Origin of the sequence: Fulvitalea axinellae (assembly GCF_036492835.1) — a bacterium.
In the GTDB taxonomy this organism is placed as follows: Bacteria; Bacteroidota; Bacteroidia; order Cytophagales; family Cyclobacteriaceae; genus Fulvitalea; species Fulvitalea axinellae.
On record NZ_AP025319.1, the window covers coordinates 218,562 to 239,458 of the forward strand.

The 20,897-nt window shown below is 44.9% G+C and carries 17 protein-coding genes; 12 read left to right on the forward strand and 5 right to left on the reverse strand.

The annotated features are described in order from the left end of the window. Nucleotides 1-13 precede the first annotated feature (13 nt). From AABK39_RS25135 to AABK39_RS25175, 9 genes are all read left to right on the forward strand, one after another. On the forward strand, nucleotides 14-3,136 hold the full coding sequence (locus AABK39_RS25135; protein WP_338395799.1) for a SusC/RagA family TonB-linked outer membrane protein: 3,123 nt from the start codon (nucleotides 14-16) through the stop codon (nucleotides 3,134-3,136). Between the two features lie 10 nt (nucleotides 3,137-3,146). Further along, nucleotides 3,147-4,703: a RagB/SusD family nutrient uptake outer membrane protein gene (locus AABK39_RS25140; RefSeq protein WP_338395800.1), complete on the forward strand. Its 1,557-nt coding sequence runs from the start codon at nucleotides 3,147-3,149 to the stop codon at nucleotides 4,701-4,703. Nucleotides 4,704-4,996: 293 nt separating this feature from the next. Then, a complete protein-coding gene (locus AABK39_RS25145) occupies nucleotides 4,997-6,523 on the forward strand; it encodes a hypothetical protein (RefSeq protein ID WP_338395801.1) in 1,527 nt (508 codons plus the stop codon). A 49-nt stretch (nucleotides 6,524-6,572) separates the two neighbouring features. Next, nucleotides 6,573-8,489: a discoidin domain-containing protein gene (locus tag AABK39_RS25150; RefSeq protein WP_338395802.1), complete on the forward strand. Its 1,917-nt coding sequence runs from the start codon at nucleotides 6,573-6,575 to the stop codon at nucleotides 8,487-8,489. Nucleotides 8,490-8,932: 443 nt separating this feature from the next. Continuing rightward, complete coding sequence (locus AABK39_RS25155) at nucleotides 8,933-11,521, forward strand: TlpA family protein disulfide reductase (RefSeq protein WP_338395803.1); 2,589 nt, start codon at nucleotides 8,933-8,935, stop codon at nucleotides 11,519-11,521. A 376-nt stretch (nucleotides 11,522-11,897) separates the two neighbouring features. Further along, the gene (locus AABK39_RS25160; RefSeq protein WP_338395804.1) at nucleotides 11,898-12,512 is read left to right on the forward strand and encodes an AAA family ATPase; all 615 of its coding nucleotides are present in this window, start codon (nucleotides 11,898-11,900) and stop codon (nucleotides 12,510-12,512) included. Between the two features lie 313 nt (nucleotides 12,513-12,825). Next, nucleotides 12,826-13,356, forward strand: coding sequence for a hypothetical protein (locus tag AABK39_RS25165; protein ID WP_338395805.1), 531 nt, complete (start codon nucleotides 12,826-12,828; stop codon nucleotides 13,354-13,356). A 72-nt stretch (nucleotides 13,357-13,428) separates the two neighbouring features. Next, complete coding sequence (locus tag AABK39_RS25170) at nucleotides 13,429-13,839, forward strand: hypothetical protein (RefSeq protein WP_338395806.1); 411 nt, start codon at nucleotides 13,429-13,431, stop codon at nucleotides 13,837-13,839. A 412-nt stretch (nucleotides 13,840-14,251) separates the two neighbouring features. Then, nucleotides 14,252-14,572 carry a hypothetical protein gene (locus tag AABK39_RS25175; protein WP_338395807.1) on the forward strand — a complete coding sequence of 107 codons (321 nt, stop codon included), beginning with the start codon at nucleotides 14,252-14,254 and terminating at the stop codon, nucleotides 14,570-14,572. Nucleotides 14,573-14,579: 7 nt separating this feature from the next. On the opposite strand, the gene AABK39_RS25180 is transcribed toward AABK39_RS25175, so the two are convergent. From AABK39_RS25180 to AABK39_RS27820, 4 genes are read right to left on the reverse strand one after another with little or no spacing between them, the layout of a single operon-like run. Further along, nucleotides 14,580-15,506: an IS3 family transposase gene (locus AABK39_RS25180; RefSeq protein ID WP_338392370.1), complete on the reverse strand. Its 927-nt coding sequence runs from the start codon at nucleotides 15,504-15,506 to the stop codon at nucleotides 14,580-14,582. Nucleotides 15,507-15,508: 2 nt separating this feature from the next. Next, the gene (locus tag AABK39_RS25185; RefSeq protein WP_338392371.1) at nucleotides 15,509-15,814 is read right to left on the reverse strand and encodes a transposase; all 306 of its coding nucleotides are present in this window, start codon (nucleotides 15,812-15,814) and stop codon (nucleotides 15,509-15,511) included. Nucleotides 15,815-15,868: 54 nt separating this feature from the next. Next, nucleotides 15,869-16,459: a hypothetical protein gene (locus AABK39_RS25190; protein ID WP_338395808.1), complete on the reverse strand. Its 591-nt coding sequence runs from the start codon at nucleotides 16,457-16,459 to the stop codon at nucleotides 15,869-15,871. Then, a complete protein-coding gene (locus AABK39_RS27820; RefSeq protein WP_421825177.1) occupies nucleotides 16,450-16,749 on the reverse strand; it encodes an Arm DNA-binding domain-containing protein in 300 nt (99 codons plus the stop codon). Before AABK39_RS27820 ends, AABK39_RS25190 begins: the two co-directional genes overlap by 10 nt. A 433-nt stretch (nucleotides 16,750-17,182) precedes the next feature. Here AABK39_RS27820 and AABK39_RS25195 point away from each other — a divergent pair, with 433 nt between their 5' ends. From AABK39_RS25195 to AABK39_RS25205, 3 genes are all read left to right on the forward strand, one after another. Further along, nucleotides 17,183-18,019, forward strand: a complete 837-nt coding sequence (locus tag AABK39_RS25195) for a helix-turn-helix domain-containing protein (protein ID WP_338395809.1) — start codon at nucleotides 17,183-17,185, stop codon at nucleotides 18,017-18,019. Nucleotides 18,020-18,103: 84 nt separating this feature from the next. Then, nucleotides 18,104-18,526: a DUF4345 domain-containing protein gene (locus AABK39_RS25200; protein ID WP_338395810.1), complete on the forward strand. Its 423-nt coding sequence runs from the start codon at nucleotides 18,104-18,106 to the stop codon at nucleotides 18,524-18,526. Nucleotides 18,527-18,602: 76 nt separating this feature from the next. Continuing rightward, nucleotides 18,603-19,523: an SDR family NAD(P)-dependent oxidoreductase gene (locus AABK39_RS25205; protein ID WP_338395811.1), complete on the forward strand. Its 921-nt coding sequence runs from the start codon at nucleotides 18,603-18,605 to the stop codon at nucleotides 19,521-19,523. Between the two features lie 109 nt (nucleotides 19,524-19,632). On the opposite strand, the gene AABK39_RS25210 is transcribed toward AABK39_RS25205, so the two are convergent. Next, nucleotides 19,633-20,895, reverse strand: coding sequence for a leucine-rich repeat domain-containing protein (locus AABK39_RS25210; protein ID WP_338395812.1), 1,263 nt, complete (start codon nucleotides 20,893-20,895; stop codon nucleotides 19,633-19,635). Nucleotides 20,896-20,897 lie beyond the last annotated feature (2 nt).

Sequence of the window (20,897 nt, forward strand, 5' to 3'; positions counted from 1 at the left end):
ACCGTTTTTTGTGATGAAACACACTTTATTGAATATAATCTTATTAATCGCCACGCTGGGATTCCTTCCGGCCCAAGCCCAAGACAAGGTGACGGGTACGGTCAGGGACGCCCGCGGCAATGCGCCGCTCAAGGGCGTGGTGGTCAACCTGCTGGGCAGTAAGGGCGTTTCGGCCTTTACCGCCGAGGACGGAAGCTTCGAGATTCCGATTTCCACAAAACAGGAAGTGGCTCTCGATTTCGCCTTTGCGGATTACCGCAGCCGGAGGGTCTACCTCAACGGCCGTAGCAACGTTGACGTGCTTTTGGTTCCGGCGGATATCGCCAGGGGACCGGAGATGCTCAGAACTTCGGCGGGCGTACAGGCCCCGTCCGACTATAACGGATCCGCCGTTACGCTCACCCGCCAGCAGATCGCCCAGCGGGGATATTCCACTTTGGAAAACGCCCTTCAGGGCATGGTTCCCGGCTTGTACGTGGCCACGCATTCCGGCGTTACCGGCGCGGGCGGATCTTTGGATTTCCGCGGCGTATCCACAATGGCGGCCGGCAACAGGCCCTTGGTGGTGGTTGACGGTGTGATATTGGAAACCAATCTTGGCGGACTTTCCGCTGTGGAAGGCTACGCTTTTAATCCATTGGTAAATATCAACATCAGGGATATTGAGCAGGTAACCTTCGTAAAGGACGGAATGGCTTCGGTATACGGGTCTTTGGCCTCGAACGGGGTGATCCTGATCCATACGGCCGACAGCGACGTAAAAGAAACCCGCGTGGATTTTACGGCCAATTTCGGGGCGTTCATGAAGCCCCAAAAAGCCTCGGTGCTTGACGCCAGAGGCTACCGCAACCTAGCCTTGGAACAGATGGTGGACAAGGGAATTACCCAAGACCAGATCGAGGACCGCTATCCTTATATGATCGAATTGGCCGAGGGAGCGGACGCTTTCCGGTTCGGCAACGACACCGATTGGCAAGACGAAGTGCTTACCGCCGGTGTGTTGACGAACTATTCGGCGAGTATCGAAGGCGGTGACGAGGTGGCTTCCTACAATTTTTCGGTAGGATACACCAACAACGACGGCGCGGTGGAAAATACGGGTGTTGAGGTATTTGATCTAGCCATGGGCGCCCGCATCCGCATGCTCAAGGGGTTGCTGATTCGCCCTAAAGTGTCCCTCTCGAAAATTGGCGCCGAGCTGATGCCCGAAAGCTATACCGCTACGGTGAATCCAGTGTTGGCCTCGCGCTTTAAGTCGCCGATGATGGGGATTTGGAAAAGGAGCGAGCGAGGTTACAGCCTGCCGTTCTATGACGAGGTTTCCGATTTCGGAATGAGTAATCCGGTCTCGTTGGTGGCCAACTCTGTAGGTAACCACGACAATTTCCGTCTGAAGGCCGGCATTAGCGCCACCCAGAATATCTTTTCGGGCCTTACCGCCGATTTTGATCTGATGGCCGATCTGTTCAATATGAAAGAGAACGCTTTTATTCCTGAAACGGGATCTGTGCCGCAGTTTGACGGACAGGCCCGGAATACGATGAAAAGCGCCCAGCGCAAGCATTTCTCAATCATCGGGCAACTTGGGTTGAACTATAACAAAACCTTCGGTTTCCGCCACAGGGTAAACGCCAAGGTGGGAACACGTGTCCGCATCAACGATCTGGAAGAGGAAATGGCGGTGGATATCAACTCGCCTTCCGACCAGTTCGTGGTGATTGGCCGTGGCGACGGATCGTTCCGCCAGCTTACGCCGAACAACGGAAAGTGGAATATGCTCACCTTCTATGGCAACGCCGGCTACGCTTATCTTGACCGCTATTACCTTGACGTAAACATGTCGGTGGACGGAAGCTCGAAGTTTGCCGCCGGCGAGCGATACGCTTACTTCCCGTCCGTGCAGGGCGCTTGGCGACTGTCGTCGGAGCCGTTTATGGCCGGGCTGAAAGCCTTGGACGATTTGCGCTTGCGGGCCAGTTACGGACGTACGGGCAACGGCGATATCGGATTCTATTCGGCCAGGTTCTACTACGTAGGCGTTCCTTATCTCGATTATTCGGGAACGGTAAGGGGCGGCGTGCCGAATACCGGCCTGAAGTGGGAAACCACCGACCAGCTGAATATCGGCCTCGACCTCTCGCTCTTCGACGGATTTGTGAAACTGGGAGCGGACGTGTACCAACGCAAGACCAACGATTTGTTGACCGCCGAAAACCTGACGACTTTCTACGGTTCGGAACTGTTGCTTAGCAATGGCGGGTCGGTGGAAAACAGCGGATTCGAATTGAGTATGGACTTTGACCTGATCAGAGGAAAAGATTTCGGTTTTGGTCTGGGGGCCACGTTCTCCAAAAACACCAACGAAGTAACGCAACTGGGCAAAAACGCCCTGACAAGCGCCGAGCAAGGCGTGCATCAGGTTACGGCCATTCCCGGCGGGGAGCTGATCACCAAAGTGGGCGGTTCCATCAACAGCTTTTACGGTTTCCAATCGTCGGGTGTGATTCCGTCGGTGGCCGAGGCCGAGCGCCTTAACCTGAAAGACCGTTTCGGAAATCCTTTCCGTGCGGGGGATATCGCATTTGTCGATATGAACAAGGACAATGTCATTGACGAGAAAGACAAAACAGAGATCGGAAGTCCTCTGCCGGATTTCTTCGGTTCAGTATCGGCCAGGGCGCGCTATAAGAAGTTGCGCGTGGACGTTCTGTTTGACTACGTGTACGGCAACGAGATCTATAACCACGTCCGCAAGGGAATGGAATCCATGGACGGGTATTACAACCAAAGCACGGCGGTGGAGCGTCGCTGGCGCAAGGACGGTCAGCAGACCGACATTCCGCGCGCGTCGTTCGGCGATCCGATGGGCAACGGACGTTTCTCGGACCGATGGATCGAGGACGGCTCATTTGTCAGGCTCAAAAACGTGACGATCAGCTATGACTTCGGCGTGAAAAACCGCTTTATCCGTAACCTTACGGGCTATTTGAGCGCCAATAACCTGATCACGTTCAGCGACTATCTGGGCGATTCTCCGGACATATCCTATAGCAATGACCTGAACACCAGAGGCGTGGATTACGGCCGTGTGCCACCGCTTACCTCCGTATTGTTGGGCGTAAAAATGGGAATCTAAAATGGCTGTCATGAAGAGAAAAAATCCAACGAAAATACGATTCGGAATCATGATCTGGGCATGGGCCGCGCTGTCGGTGGGCATGGCGTCCTGCTCAGACTTTTTCGACCCTTCCCAAGACCTTATCCAGGAGCGGGAAGATCATTACAACTCTCTTGAGGACGTGCGCAGGGGCCTAACGGGCGCCTACGCCGGCCTTCAGAAAGTGGTGGACAACGTAGTGGTGATGGGCGGCCTGCGCGCCGACCTGATGACGGTAACCGGGAACTACGACCCGTTTTTGGAACAGGTGGAAAATCATGGCATGAGCCCTGACAATCCGTACGCCAGCCCGAAATACTTTTACGATATTATCCTGAACTGCAATGATGTTTTGGAGAATATAGAGAAGAGTAAGGCCGACCCGAAAATGACTGACGAAGTGGCTGACGCTTACCGTGCGGAATTGAGGACTTTGCGGGCTTGGACTTACCTTCAGTTGGCTCAGACCTACAAAGAAGTTCCGGTAATAAAAGAGGCCTTGAACGGACACTTTGGCGATTACGAGCCGGAGCGCTATAACAAAGTGAAGATGCTCAACTGGCTGATCACGGAAATGGAGTGGATTTCCGAGCAGGAACAGCTTGATTGGAGAGAGTTCGATAATAAAAAAGTAGAGCTTTGGACTCCTTATGAGGTAGTCTTCATTAATCGAAAAGCCCTGTTGGGCGAGCTGTATTTGGCCTCCGGTAATTTCGAAAAAGCGGCCACCACTTTCTATGATTGTATAATCAACGACGGCGACGGCAAAGACGACCCTAAACTAAAGTGTTCATCGCTAACTGGTGGAATTTTTTGGGATGACACTTGGCAAAGAGTGGAAGACGGTACGGTAGGGATGGAGCACCTTTCGGTTATTCCTTTCGATAACAGAAAGCACCAGACCCACGGCCTGATGTCGCTGTTCTCTAACGCCACCCAGCACAAGTACTTGATTAAGCCGACAGAAGTAGCCGTAAACAAATGGCAAGGACAGCGTGGGCATAATTTCAATTTCGATGTCTATAGGGGATTGAACAAGTCCTACGCCGTTGTCTCTGACGATACGCTGGTAAATAAGTATATGATCGGGAAGTCGATTTATGAAAGCGACGCCGTATATCCGATTTATCGCGCTGCCGATCTCCATTTGCTTTACGCCGAAGCCACCAACCGGGCCGGTAATCCGGCGGAGGCATTGGGAGTGATTAACACCCAACTGAAGGGCTCCCCAGAAACGGCCGGTATCCGTGGCCGTGTGTCCCTCAAAAGCGTGGAGATGGACGATCTTCGCTTGCGTTATCCAAATGCCGGATCGGAGATGGAACTTGTGGAGATGGCTCTGTTGGAAGAGCGGGCTTTGGAGTTCGCCTTCGAAGGAAAGCGCTGGAACGATCTGGTTCGTTTTGCCGAAAGGGCGGGACGCCCGGCTTGGCTTGCCGACAGGATTGCGGCCAAATACGCAACCGACCCAAGCAAGCGGGAAGAAGCCAGGAAGATGCTGATGGACGTATCGAAATGGAAAATCGATATGCCTACGCTTAAGTGAGGCGCTAGGGATTAAGTTTTTGGTATTAGGTATTTGGTCTTAAGTCTTAGGTATCTGGACTGTTGAAAACCGCATGTGGAGCCAGAGGCTCCAGCGCTATCAGAAACGAGCGAGACGCTCGCACCAGTTCTGGATGTCTTTTTTCCTGTCTTGAAATAGGAGTCGAACTTTTACTTAAGACCTAATACCAAATACTTAATACCATAAAGAATATTCATTATGAAAAGGGAAAACGCTTTGCCTTGAAAAGCGCAAGCGTTTTCCCTGATTTCGAAATCGAAATAATCCAAACGATGAAAAAAATATTTCCCATACTCGTGGCATGCCTATGCGTGTTTGCATGGGCCTGCGAAGAAAATGACGGACCGGAAATCGTCGAAGAGGGATTTTTGGAGGTCCTGACACTGAATGCGGAAAACGTGACCGAAAGCCAGATCAAGCTCTCGGGCCAGGTGCTTTCGCTTAGCGGATCGGAGATCAAAAAGGTGGGTTTCGCTTATTGGGTACAGGGCAAGCTGAGTACCCGAAAAGTGGCCAGTGCCGAATACGACGCAGCGACAAAGACCTTTAGCGCCACCGTACAGGGGCTGAACTCTTATACCTCGTACTCGTTCAACGCCTTTGCCGAGGACGAAATCACCGTAGAACGCGGAGATGTGCTCAGTACCAAAACCAAGGTGGCGCCCGGCGTTACCAAAGCCTCGGTAGAGACAATCGGGATTGAAGGGTTGTCATTCAACAAAGCGACGCTTAAAGGCAAATTGCTTACCGACGGCAACAGTACCCAGACCCAAGTGCTCTTTTATATCTGGGAGAGGGGAACGATAAACGAGGAAAAATCAATCAAAGCCGAACTTCAGGACGGTATGTTTACGGGAGACGCGCTGGCGTTAAGACCCGGAGCCCAATACGCTTACACTACCGTAGGCCTTAACGAACTGGGAGCCAACCCGGGCGATACGCTTTTCTTCAAAACCAACCAGATGGTATTTGTGGATATTGATGCCACGGGCGCCGGCGACGGTTCTTCTTGGGCTAACGCTTTCACCAGCATTAAAACGGCGATCAGTAAAGCGTCTTCAGGCGTGGAGCTTTGGATAGCCGAAGGTATTTATGTGGAAAAGGAAATCCCGGCCAAGAAGGGCTACGACCTCTACGGCGGATTCAACGGCACGGAAACAGAACGAGGCCAGAGAGATTGGGAGACAAATGTGACGACCATTGGTAGAACCAAAGAAATGTATGACGCTAAGGAGCACCATGAGAATTTCCCAATCCTTACAAGTCAATATAAGCACCGTTTGGAGAAATCTATTTTTGACGGAATCACATTTCAGTACGGCGATGGCGTGAGCCGGAATGCAGGAGGTGTAATTGTATGTAACCCGGGAAGCCCCAGCTTTAAGAACTGTATTTTCAAAAACAATACGGCTAAAACAGGTGGCGCTCTTTATCTGATGAATTCGAAATCCTATATCTACAATTGCAAATTCATAGAGAATACAGTGCCTCAGCACCAAGGAGGAGCAATGCGGACATACATTAATGTCGACGGTTTGATTCTGGATGAGTGTGTGTTTGAGCGTAATACGGCTCCTAATAGTGAGGGAGGGGCGTTACATGTCACTCAGCCACTTACTATGCGTAACTGTATTCTAAAAGAAAATGAGGCTAGAACAGCCCCCGCTATACATGTGAACGGAGGCGGTTGCCCGCTCTTTATAGGCACCAATATTATTGAAGGAAATATCTCCAAAAACAATCCCGGTGTACAGATTGACGGCGGAGGATCCAAAGGATGCTCCCCAGATGGTCAATAAATAAACATTAGGCCAGCGTTGCGCTGGCCTTCACCTAAGAATTACAACAATGAGAAAAATATACATACCGTGGGTTTTCGCGCTTGTGGCCTCGGTTCTTTTCACGGCCTGCGACGACAAGGAAACCCAATTTGACGCTCCCGGAGAAGATACCTTCGAGGCGTCGCCCCTGCATGTGATCAACAGCGTATCGCAGTATTGGGATACTGGACTCTTTGGACCGAAAAACGGTTTCTTGGATTTTATCGATACCACCGATACGCAGTACCAGACGATATCGTACACGGCATTGGCCAATGTAGGTACTACTGGCAAAAACGTATGGAACGTTCTCTTTGATACCAAGGCAAATATGCCATACAGTAGCGCCGATGTGGATATGCTGAAGTATTTTAATCAGGATCGTGCTTTGGGTTTCTTCGCTATGGGAGAAGGTGAAAAGCTTGACAACCCTAACGCACTGACAAAGAACTTCGGATTCACATTTGAAAAAGGGCCGGTAGGGGCTTTGGAAGCCAGCGGACAGACATTGGTAGCCAACAATGACGGATTTTTCCTGAAGCTTGACCAGCCTGGCGATTGGAAAGTATTGGCTACGGCAAAAGGAAAGCCAGTAATAGCGCTTAAGGGCGAGGATCAGGGCAATCAGATATTGGCATGCGGAGTCGATATTTTCGGTAACCGAAATGCCGGGAACGTGGCTTTTTATAAGGCTTTGATGGAGGAAACAGCAAAGCAGTCAGTAGGTAATTTCGCTTCAAAAGGGTTGAATGCGGAAGGAGGAGTACCCGCTTATGAGGATGATAACGTTACGATAATCGCCAATAAATATTGGAGCGATAAAGTAATGGATATCAAGGACCGCTTGACTCAGGCGGTATCCAAATCAAAGGAAATGAGTGGGTATCCAGATATTACTGCTCCGCTCAGATTAAGAATTATAAACGGAGAGGGAACCTTTTTCTTCCATAAAGGAGAAGTGGTGTTGGGCCTCGGTACGGAACAATTTGACGGAGACGAACTGGGTCTGACGGTAAGTCTTGGAGCTGTAGCGCATATGTGGCTGACCAAATTCAAAGAAAGAACTTTCCGTATGGAAGGTCCGGCTTTGTTAGCGGGCGTGAAGTTGGCAAATGAGATGGGACTTACGGGCGGGGAAGACCGTTTCCTGAAACCCCTGAAGGAGATGGGCAAGGCGCATCCCGATTATAACAAACTGGACTATACCACTTTGAACGAGACTAACAAGGGCGATTTTTCCGTAGAGCTTTATGCGGGCAAGTTCCTTAATCTGTTTGATAAAATTGAGGCAGTGGACGCAGGGGATTCTTTCACTGAGTATGTGCGACTTCTGAGCCAAGAGCCTGCCGATTTTCCGTATATCAACGCCCATAACGATATGTGGATCTTGCTAGCCTCTTCAGGAGATGTTACCGCTGCAACGAGCATTATGGGAGATGAGGGTATAGCGTATGATAACGACAGGGTTAGTACTCCTCTTTCTTATAGTGCGGAGTTTGTTAATCCTTCGGAATTTGAGGCGACAGGAATAGCTCAACCGGGTTTCCCACTTAGTAGACTGTTTGATGGATCTTACAGTATCTGGCATAGCCCATGGGGAGGTGGTGCGCAACCGATGCCACACGATATAATCATTGACATGAAAGTAGCTAGAAAGATTGGGTTTGTTTTCTATTATCCACGACAAGGAGGCCCCAAAGATCATATAGCTGAAGCGCAATTTTTTGTTAGTGATGATGGAGAGAATTGGGAAGACCCTATTTCTGAGTTTGAATGGAAGATGCCACACACGAATGGCCGTAAGAAGATTTATAGTCACCTTTTAAAGAAAGGAAGATACGTAAAAATGCGTATAAATGATTTTTGGAGAGATGGAGAGACAACTCAAGGAGATGGTGACTTTTCCGTAATTGCTGAACTCCAATTTTATGGTGTAGAGGAATAATCGAATTAAAACAAATAAGCAATCGTAGGCGATTAGGGGCCGTAAAGACGGCCACGGTCTCGGGTAACACCGGGACCGTTTCACTGTTTGTTTTTTAATTTTTGGAATAGGAGGTGATTGATAGCGGGGGAAGGTTAAGCAATACAATCAATTTTTTTAGGTTCTCTGGTTAATTCCGTAATGCAAAGCTATCGTTCAGAGTTTATCTTCATCAAATCTGGCACTGCCAACGGAAATGCGTATTAGATTTCCCCATTAGTGCGCTCGTTAAGACAAGGAAAAGGACTTGTTTGTGTATATAGTTTGGAAAAAATATACTTTTTTGACTATATTTGAATCTCCTACATTGTTTTTTGTTCTTTATTGAGGTTTCCTTAATCACCTATTTTTAATCATTAAAGCTTGGGATAACTCCACCCAGAGCTTATTCAATACATATTGATATGAAAAGTCTATTGAGTATTTTTCTGTGCGCTTTGTTGTGCGCTACCGCTGGCTGTGCCCAAAAAAATGGCAAGAATTACAAGGTGATCAACTCTCCCGAGCAAAAGCGAAACGGAATGGCATTTACAGTATCTCAAGTCATAATTGATGATACATGTACCATTTTGGAACTTCGTGTAGCTTTGGGGGAAGAAAAAAAGTTAGAACATTACCTGAAAAAAACGTATTTGAATCCTCACGGAACAGAGCAAAAATTGAATTTTTATAAATACAAGCCTTTAAAAGTAACATCCCCTGAGATTTATAAAAGAGTCTGTTTAGCATACTACCCTCACATTCCAGCCGGGACCGAGTTTATAACTCTTGCCCATAAAACTTCCCATACAAAAGCGCAAGATATCGATCTGCGTACCAAAGAGTATCCTAAGGGTTTTCCCGAAATATTAGCCGGAAAGTGGTACGCTACCGACACTGACGCCAATTTATCATTCTACTTCCTGCCAGAAAAGATCTTATATGATGGCGAGTTGTGGGACTATGGCAAAATAAAGAAAGGTCGGAAGTCCACAAAAGTATATCTAAAAGGTAGTGAAAGGAATATAAAACTGTCGGTTAAAACAGACGACAAAAACCTCATAAGCATTGGAATAGACGATAAGGAATATCGAACCTATAACCGTTATCATTTTCCAAAAGTCACAAAAGAAGCGCCTTACGAGGTCAAGATACTGCCGAAAGCGGACACCGCCGTCTATGCGGGTTATATCAAAGGATATAAGCCTGGTCAGGGGCCTAAGAGTGGGATAATTCATCTAAATGATTTTCTTGGAGGGCTTACTTTGCCATATCGATTTAAAGTTAAGGAAGACGGCTCATTTCGGGTTAAACTGCCCATACACCATCCGATCTCTGTATCGGTTAATATAGATTCACACTATTATTATCATGTTCTTTTTGAACCCGGTAAAACAACATTCCAACTTCTAGAAGGCGAGAGTATGGAGTTCATGGGGCCTACCGCCAGAATAAACAGAGAAATTCCACTATATAAATCGGTTACAAGACCTTTCGGATCCATAGACTACCACAGAGATTTCGCAACGAAAGATCTTCTAGAGTTTACCGCTGAAGAATACAAACAATATTGTCTGAAACAAGAAAAAAAAGCGTTAGAGACACTACATATATTGACTTTGTTTCATCAACTCAGTCCTAAAGCCCAACAAGTCCTGAAAGCCGGGATAAAATTCAATGCGCTGTATTGTATGCTTGAGGTGGAATCTTTCAGAGGAGATGTCCTAAGCGAATTCCGTGAACTTGACAAGAGCAAATACCCAGACTTGAAACCAGGAGACGATTACTATGATTTTTTGACAACCGATATACTGAATGACCTTGACGGCCTTCTGTCCGTAAATAGTGCTTACAGCATTTTCATAAATCGTTTGGCTCATTGTCGTTGGACAAAAAGCAAAGAGAACGGTATGACTCATGATTTCGCTAATGCACTCAGGATTCTGGAAAAGGTCGAAAAAACAGAGCGACTAAGCCCAATTGAAGCGGAACTGCTCCAATATGATAGGGAAAAAGGGGCTCCCTTCCGCGAATATGAGGTATTTAGCAGGAAGAATGAACAAGAGATTATAGACTTTAGTGTGCGTAACGAGAAGCTTGTTAAAGAATTTTGGAGTATAGACACCGGAACTTGTGCAAATGTAATTTCCGGTCCTTTGTTATTGGACTATGTATACCAACGAATCGAAAAGAAAAGTAATGCCGACAAGAAACTATTAAGACAGTTATCCCCTAAACTTATAGAAAAAGAAAGGGAGTTTATTGATCGATTCGGATCAATGCTATCTAAGGTTTATGATAAATATCCGGTGGAAAGCAATCTACTATTTAAGGAAATCGTCAAACTAAACACTTTGGACAGCCTTCGGGATCATCATTACAATGGTGAAACGAACTTGGCGTTCGATTTGATCAAACTGAACAACCTACTTTCTGTCGAAGACATAAATACGATTGGAGAAGGGGACAAAAGGATCGATTTGCTCAAAGAGCACTTAAACGTGCCTGTATTTCGGGAGTATCTTGAAATGTTTATTGCCGAACAATACAAGTATCATTTGCAAAGGGAAAAATCGGTTGCGAAAAAGAAGGCAGTCCACGACGCCGACACAATCTTGGCCGAAATGATTCGCCCGCTCAAAGGAAAAGTGGTGCTTGTGGATTTTTGGAACACTTGGTGCGGGCCTTGCCTCGATATGCACCAAAAGCTCAAGCCCCTCAAAAAAGATATGGAGGGCAAGGATGTGGAGTTTCTTTATATAGCGGACGTATCTTCACCGCTCAAGTCATGGAGGACCTTTGCCGATGGAATGAAGGGCAAACATCACCGCGTCAGCAAAGAGGAGTGGCAGGCACTCAAAGCGAAATTCGGGATCTCCGGGATTCCACACCTTGCGCTTATAGGCAAGGACGGGCGGATTATAAACCCTAAGATCGACTGGATTCATACGGTCAAAACTTGGAAAGGGTTTAAGGCAATGATTGATAAGGAGTTGGCAAATGAGCCTTTATGACGGTCGGAGCTATCGTGCCGGTTTCTGCTTTTATCTACCCTAAAACATTTATGCGTTCATAAAAAAAACAGCATGTACCTTATAGCGCACAAAGCGGTTGTTTTTGACGGTGATTTAGATATTTTAAAAGGGCCAAAAGTATCATCAAAGTATCTTTATCCGTGGCGTTAAGCATCATGATCTATGGCTAATCTACGGATAAACCCATCTGTAAGGGGCTAGAAGGGCTATTTTGGGTGAAATCGTTAAGAAAAACAGACGATTTCGGGTGATGTCAGTTTTTTGTTCATAAAAGGCCATTTTCGGAAGCTACGTTCCCTCTTGCTAAGGGCAATATCGGGTCTTCAACTTAACCCATAATATCGATAACATTCCCATGCATGAGAAAAGCGCGACCCGGGAAGTCAAGGCGCTGAAGCTGAAAGGCGTTTTGGCCCGCTGGTTCGGCGAGATAGAAAAATACGAATACCTGATGCTTTTGCGGGGCGACAAGGGAGCGGGCAAGAGCAGTTTCCTTTTCCAGATCGCCGATTTTTTCGCCGGAAACGGAATGAACGTCGGTTTCTTTTCTCTGGAGATGGACAAGGAATCGAAACTGATCAAGGAGGACTACCGCAAAAGGAATATCAAACCCGCCAACGAGAAACGGATCTTGGTGGCCTCGGAACTCCCCGAAGGCCTGAAGACCATCCAAAAAGCGGCCGAAGCCTTTGACGTGATCCTGATAGACAGTTGGCAAAAGGTAACAGGCGCCAAACAGCAGGACATTGACCGCCTGCGCAAAGCCCACAAAGAGACAATATTCATAGTGATCACCCAAAGCAACACCGCCGGAACCACAAGAGGCGGTAATATGGCGGACTTTGACGCCTCGGCGGTGGCGCACGTGTATGAGGGTGGCATGGCTACGTTCGAGAAGAACCGTTACGCCTCGGAGCCCGGTTTGGTTTATTCGGTGTTCGAGGGAAAGATAGTGGATGCCGAAGACTAAGGGGAAACGGTTCTATAAATGAAATTTATTGTTCGGTTCCTGTTATTTCCTGTATATGGGAAGTAACAGGAACTTTTTTGTGGGAGATAGAAAACGGGCGTAGCGTTAATATGCATATGACTTTGGTCATATTTGACTTTATTGAGTCATACTTAAATCAAATAAGGTTGATATTGATTTTTTTAGATATTAAATTTTTACTCTTTTTGAGAGGTGAATGTTTTGTAAATGGGAAATAACAGATATTCCTGTTATAAACTATTGCAAGCAAAACAGCAAAATGAATATTAATCGGTAAATAATAAATTTAAAAATGAAAAAGCTTTTAACACTCTTTATAATCACTCTATTAGCATTAAATACTTTTGGTCAATCAAATCATTTTCCACCAGGCGGCAATGTTCGTATAGGAACAACATATAATGGAAGTATTCTAAATATATTAAAAAAGCCGGCTGATATCGAAGCCCATCTATTCTTAGGGAATCCAGAATCAGAAACACAATCAGGTTTTGTGTCTTCTCGTTTGTGTTTTGCTGGGACTGGAATACAACATGCAGGCCTTGCTTGGGTTCCAGACTTAGGGAATTCAAAAGGAGACGGCAAACTTCATCTAGCGTTTGGGGGCTATCAAAACCCAATGAAAAATTCAATAGAAGTAACATTTCAATCAAATGGTAATGTTGGCTTTGGAACGACAAATCCAGGAACATCAATTGAAATAAAAAAAGTTGTACCATTAATAGGTATTAATGGTACTGCTGTATCAGGATTCAGAGGTCTCGATTATCAATATAACGGAACTACTTTTGCCTCTCAAAAAGCTGACGCTAAAAGTGGATAATTTAGGCACTCAGTTGGACCTATTACGGAATGGGGTGGGTCTCATACATTTTATACTGATACAAATGAAAGAATGCGAATAGATAAAAATGGAAATGTAGGCATAGGGTTAAAGACTATTCCATTGGATTTCAGACTAGCGGTAAAAGGTAAAATAGGAGCAGGTGAAATTAAGGTATTAGATGTAAATAATTGGTCTGATTTTGTTTTTAATTCAGATTATAAATTGAAACCACTTGAGGAAGTAGAATCTTTCATAGAACAAAACAACCACCTTCCTGATATCCCATCTGAGAAAGAAGTAAAAGAAAAAGGAATTAACCTTGGAGATATGGATGCAAAACTTCTCCAGAAAATAGAAGAACTGACATTGTATATGATTGAGCAGAATAAAAAGACCGATAATTTAATAAATGAAACAAAAGAATTGAGGAAAGAGAATCAAATACTAAAAGATAAAATAAGAAAACTTGAAGAAAAATAAAGGCAATTAATTGAGTAGACGGCCGTGAGCCAAAAGCTCACGGTGCGCCTCTCACACCACCGTACGTACGGTTCTCGTATACGGACCTATATACTTTCTCTTAACTTTTTGATGTTGTTCATTATACTCAATTTGTTCAATAATAATGAACACTATAGGTATAGTGAACAAGCCCTCTATATTTCCGACTTTTAGGGAAAAGATCTTTATGTTTCTTCCTTGATCGTATACACCGGTTTTATACCTCTTCAGTAGCCAGATAAAGAGACAGCTATACCTATGGTAGCGGACTTTGACGCCTCAGCGGTGGCACATGAGTAGAGGGTAGCATGGCTACATTCAAGAAGAACCGCTACACCTGTTATTTCATGTTGTATTTGGTTTTAAAATGAGTTTTTGATCTAAAAAAACAATGAAGAGTGATCTACTAATTGAGAAAAATGATTTTATCGAAGAACGCTTTGCGGAAATGAATACACGCTACAAGGGTTTCGGGAAAGATTTATATCTAAAAATTAAAGATGAATTACCTGAAGTATTTGAAGGTTTAAAATTCTACCAAAGAATAAAACATCAAATTGAGGACAGTTATGCGATTTTCAACGATAAAACTACACCGTTTGCAATTCAATTAGACCCTCTCTGTGAAGTTATTGTTTTATGGAATCACACATTGCAAATTGAAATAGGTATAGTACCCTCGATTCTTAGGACCAGTAAAGTCGATTTTTAAGTAAATTTTAAACGGTTGTCGCTATCGTCGAGCCCGTGTGAATGTTGATAAGTCCTTTCACATTCTGTTTTTTCTTGGACTTATCAATATTTGCATGGGCATACGCGGTGGCTTTCGCTTTTGACGCTCCGCTAAAAACATTTTCCGGCTTCAGGTTCTCGATTCCTTGGTGATCCCTGTTGTGGTAGCGTCGCAACCATTTCTCTATCCCCAAATACAACTTTAAACCGTTGTCGGCCGGATTCAGGTAAATATGGTCCCTTTTTAGCGTTCTCCAAAAGCGTTCGATGTAAATGTTGTCCAAGGCTCGGCCTTTGGCGTCCATACTGATGTTTATTCCCTCTTTCTTGAGATAGTTCACGTATTCCCCGCAAGTGAACTGGGAACCTTGGTCACTGTTGAGTATTTCCGGTTTACCGTGAATCTCAACGGCCTCACGCACCACTTTTAAAGACGCCGCGGCCTCAAGCGTATTGCTCAAACCCCAACCCACTATGTACCTGCTGTAGACGTCGATAATCGCCGTCATATACATGAAACCGCTAGCCATGGCTATATAAGTGATGTCTATCGACCAGACCTGGTTTTTCCTGACAACTTTCTTTTCCTTAAGCAGATACGGGTAAACGTATTTTGCCTCTCCGGGCTTGCTCAGATTCTTTTTCGGGTAAATAGGGTAGAGATTCGCTTTGCGCATCAAGCGCCTAACCCTTTCATAGGAAGGGTTGAATCCTTGGTCACGCAAGGCTGATCTCATGCGCAAAACTCCCGCCGTGGGTTCGTCGATCATGTGCCGGTCCATAAGGCGCATCAACTCCAAGTTTTCCGCGTTTTCCCCCTTTGGGCTGTAGTAGTATGACGAACGGTAAAGCTCCAGACAGTCGCACTGACGGCGAATGCTCAGCTTATCCCCGGGGTCGACAAGGAGACGCAAATCTATAGACGCCCCAACTTCTTTAAGCTTTTTTTTAGGAAGTCGTTTTCCATCTCAAGCTTTCCTATTTTACTGTACAGTTGGTCTGTCGCCTTCTCCGTTTTCTCGTGTTCTTTTCTATCTTTGCCACCCTCAAAAACGCTGGACGAGCGCTGCAGAAACTCATTTTTCCATTGTGAAATCTGGGTGGCGTGAAGATCGTACCGTCTGCAGAGTTCTTGGGTGGTTTCTCTTTCCTTCAGTGCTTCGATCGCTACTTCCGCCTTGAATTTGGCGCTGAATTTTCTGCGTGTCGTTCTCGTTTTCATGCCCATAATTTAGTGATTTTTAAACTAAGACACTGGTCCGAAAATTCAGGGGTATTATAAATCTAAAACCAATTGGGAGATCGGGATAACACAGGAGGTTTTAGTCTTATGGCGTTTAATGCTTAGTATATTTGCTTTGCCTTTACGCACCAATGATTCTCTCGATATTTGATAAAGGTCTATATAAGCTAAGCCAGTATAGCACTGCACTACAAAAAAGTCTCTAGCAAAATTAATCTGTTCGGTCTTTCCTTCAAACGCTCTAATCTTTTCGACTTCAACCTCAGATAAATAAATCACCTCTTTCAATTCATTTTTCGAATAGCTTCTGTAATTCCCTATTAGGCTATTAACCTTGCCTGAATTAGATATAAAGGTAAAGGCTTGTTTCATTGTTGTGACCACTTTTTGGGCATAAGCTACGGAATCATTCTTAGTGACCCATTCCTCCAATTGGCTTAAATGCTTAGGCTGGTAGTTTTCCGCTTCTATAGTAAGCTGATTTATAGCTTTTAATGCTTCCTTGATCTTATTTGAAAAATGGAAATAATTAAGGTATGTAGTCTTGGACACGCGTCCTTTTGAGGCTTCTAAAAAATCTTCAACAACATTTACTGCGAAATACGCAGAATTACTTACACCCAAATATTTTTTTTTACGTCTATGAGGGAAAAGCTAGTATCGCTTTTATCCATAGAATTAGAGATTAAAATCAATTTGGCCATCATGTTTTTCAACATCGAATTTTGTGCTTTTTCAACGACCCCGTTTCCCTTTACTAGACCGTTTTTCCACTTGAAAGTTGGTACATTTACGCCTGTCGAAATTTCTACTCTTTTACCTGCATACGACAAACGACAATAAACTGGCGACACTAGCGATTTGGCCTCCCTGTTCCTTCGGAGCCAGAACATAATTTTGATATTTGTATTCATAATTCCATTGGGTATGATTAAAAAAATAATGTGACTGATGTAAATTATGTGCAAAATTTTCTTGGCCTAAAAGGAACGGTTTTATCAGCCTTGGTATTTTGTTCTGTATCCTTCCTTAGTTTTGTATATTGGATTTTTTCGTATAAAGTGACGGACTCACTTCAGATAGACATTGGATATCCATTTACTTATTATGGCGTTGCCACTTCCGGCTACCAATCAAAAACACTTGATTATCATTCGGGAGGCGACTTTTCTCTTCTGCTTTTAGATGTAGCGTTGACTTGGATACTCGTTTGTCCCTTGTATATTTTTCTTAAATTCAGGACAGTTAAACGTATTTGAATCATACAGAATGTGCTGTGTGGAAGTGATTCAACTTTTACGTATAAACTCCAAAACTTAACCTTGAAAGCTACGTATCCCATCAAATATGGAATTCAAAGAACAGATCATAAAATATAAAGGGAGAATCGTTTTTATACGTCTTTCCATGCCTTATTTCGACCGTACGCTAAAGCAATACGCTGAGGATGAGGCTTGTTTTATGTTTGTTAACCATGGCGAGGTGGGGATACGTTCGCAGGAGGAATACTTTAAGGTAAACCGCCGGAAAGCGATGTTGGCCAAGTGCCTCAATTATTTCTTCGAACCGCCCGCGGATAACGATTCCGGCGATACGGCGGTGGAATCTGTCGGTGTTTTTCTTTATCCTTCTTTGGTTAAGGATCTTTTTGAATTTGATGTAACCACTTCCGACTATTCCGTTGACTATAACCTCAAACAGATTGAGGTGGATCGGCTTTTGGATAATTATCGGGAAAGTATCGATATCCTGCTGGACCATCCGGAGCTGGCCGACGAAAGTATTGTAAGCACTAAGCTGAAGGAATTCGTTCTGTTAGTATCGAAATCACAGAACGCTCCGTCTCAACTCGATTTTTTGGCGGCGTTATTTAAGCCTAACGAGGTGGCTTTCAAAACCATTATACAGAATAACCTTTACGCCAACCTTTCTTTGGAAGAATTGGCAACGCTCTGTCATCTTAGCCTTTCCTCTTTCAAAAGGAAGTTCAAAGAGGTGTTTGGCGAAAGCCCCAAGAAATATATTGTCCGGAAAAAGGTGGAGAAAGCGGCCGCTTTGCTGAAGCGTGAGAGCCTGCGGATATCCGACGTGGCCTATGACGTGGGCTTTGATTCCTTGGCTACTTTTAACCGGAACTTCGCTAGTATTTACGAAAAATCCCCTTCCGAATACCGCTTGGACTAAAATGATCAGCCTTTGGGCTGAAACGAGAAATCCTTCCCTTCGCTTTTCATGACCTTTGTCTCAGACAAAACAAAAGACAAGGTTATGAAAAACTCAAAAGCACTGAAAATCTATTTGTTAGTGGCGGGTGCGTTGCTCGCTTTTATTGGCGGATCCACCCTCGCTATGCCCGTGGCCATGAAGGCCGGCGTTGGCATAGATATAGCCGGAAGCGTCAGCGTAATCAACGACACCCGGGCCTTTGGCGCCCAGCTACTGGCCTTCGGGTTGTTGACGGTATCGGCCGTTTTCGTCAATCGGCTTTCATATACCGCCACACTGGTTTCCTCTCTTATTTTTCTGTCGCTCGGTATAGGCCGCGCCCTTAGCCTGACGCTCGACGGCATGCCGGTGGATGGTCTTGTAAAAGCAACCGTATTGGAATTTGTGCTCGGGTTAATAGGCTTGGTATTATTCAGAATCGAGCATATGGCCAAGCGCAAAGAGTCAAGGGTATTGCTTGGCTAAGCAACGATATTCTGCAAACCACCGAATGACTTATCAATCCATTTTCGAAAACGAACAACAATCAAACGGAGAAATCATGAATAAGACGATATTGATTACGGGAGCCAATGCGGGAATAGGAAAAGAAACCGCCAGGCAATTGGCTATGGTCAAGACTACGGAAAAAATATATTTGGCCTGCCGGAATAGGCAAAAGGCTTTAGCTGCGAAGGAGGCGTTGGAAGAAAGTACTGGACGGTCGATTTTTAAAATCCTGATTATGGATGTCTCCGATTCCGATTCCGTAAGGCGGGCCGTAGCGGAACTGGACGAACCGGTGGACGCCTTAATTCTTAACGCAGGCGGAATGGGGGGCAAGGAACCCGCCAAACGGACCAAGGACGGAGTGACAGTAATTACGGCATCGAATCTGTTGGGACACGCGATTTTGGTGGATGAGATGTTGAAGGCGGAGAAGATCAATAAGGTAGTATTGTTCGCCAGTTCGGAGGCCGCTAGGGGAATCAAAAAAATGGGTATGAACCGTCCGGCGCTGAAAAACTCTTCGGCAGACGAGTTCGCCTCCGTTTTCGACGGTTCGTATTTCGGTAAGAACTTCGACCCGATGCAGGTTTACGGCGCCGTAAAGTACGGAGGGACAATGTGGATGTCGGCAATGGCCAGAAAATTTCCGCATATCCGTTTTGTGACCATGAGCCCAGGCGGCACGCGGGGCACGGAGGGAATGAACGATTTGCCATTCCTAAAACGGCTTATGTTGAAGCATATCGGTATGCCTATTTTCATGCCATTGATGGGACTGTCACATTCCTTGAAGGCTGGGGCGAAACGCTTTGTGGAAGGTATCGCGAACGAGTCGTTTAAGAGCGGAGTATTTTACGCCAGCAAAGAAAACGTGTTGACGGGCGCGGTGGTGGACCAAAGCCTTTATTTCCGGGATTTGAAAAACGAGACTTATCAGGATAACGCCTACGAAGCGGTCAGAAGGTTCTTTTAATTATAAAAAGAGTGACGTAAAGGGACGTTATGGACTGTGATTTTTTGGAAATTCAAACGGTTAGGATCTTCGAAAGAAGGCCCTAACCGATTAAGTATTTCCTATAATTTTAACCAAACAACTCCACCTCTTTTTTTAACTTGAGAATCATTTTTTCTTGGGTAATCTCATAAGCGTATTGCAGGCATTGAGAAATGGTTTTTGGGTCTTCTAATCCGTCAAAAACGTTGGTTATCCGTACGTTTTTTTGGAACTGTTTTAATAGGGTGCGCTTGTCTTCAAGAACGGTATCTATTTTATCGTCCAGACAATGCAAAGACAATAATCTTGTGGCCCGCTGGCGTATAAATCTGTCCGAAGAAACCTTTGATAATGCCAGTATCTGATATTGCCATTTATGGCAGGTTTCACCGCTATTAATGTTTTGCAATGCTTTTGCCTGTTTTTCAGGGTCGGGATCACAGATTCCTATCGAATCAGGTTGTTCTTTCGTATTTTCGGAGGCATCTTCTTTTGCTTTTTTAATGCCTAAAACGGAGAGGTTTTGCATTTGCGACAACCATCTAGGCGATTTAAAATTTTCACTTGTCCTGATGTCCAATTCTCGCAGGTCACTAAGATTGGTAAAACTGTAAGGAATGCTTTTCAGGTTTTCGGCATTCAGATAAATCTCCCTTAATCCTTTTTGTGTCACCAAGCTTTCCGGGAAGTTCTCAATCTTACTGTCCGTAACGGAGATTTTCTGAAGGTAAGGGTGTTGTCCGAATTTAGGATATTGGATTCCCGTTGCTTCCAATTTTAATTCTTCCAGATTATTGAAAAGAGAAAAATCCACTTCATCATTCGGAACGAAAATACCTTTAATATAAAGTCTTTTAAATCGTCCAGGCTTGAATATATAATCGGTATGAAAAACTGTGTCGGGGTCGTAACCTTCATAATTCGGTTCCAATATCAAATCGGTGACATTGGGAAAGAATTGGGTCACGGCCAGAAATTCCAGTGAATGGAAAGTAATATCCATACATTGGAACTGTTCGAATAAAAGACGTAAAACGTTACCATACACGCCATCTACCAATATAAAAATATCTTCAATGTCCAATATATTGAGTTTTACAAACCCATTTCCTTCCCGATACATTTGCAAAAGAGCGTCGGCGGTCTCCTTTTCTCTTCCCAGAGCTTTTTTGGTAAGGTATTTTTCTGATAATTCCATTACCGCTTCGGTATCCTTTTTTTGGAAAGCCAATGCGAATTCGGATAAAATTTTTTCCGGAGAATCATTTTCGAAAACCGATGCCGAAACAGCGTCTTGCTGTAAATCCTTTCCGATCGAGATTATATCGTTATTTCCTTTTTTGGTTGCCATAG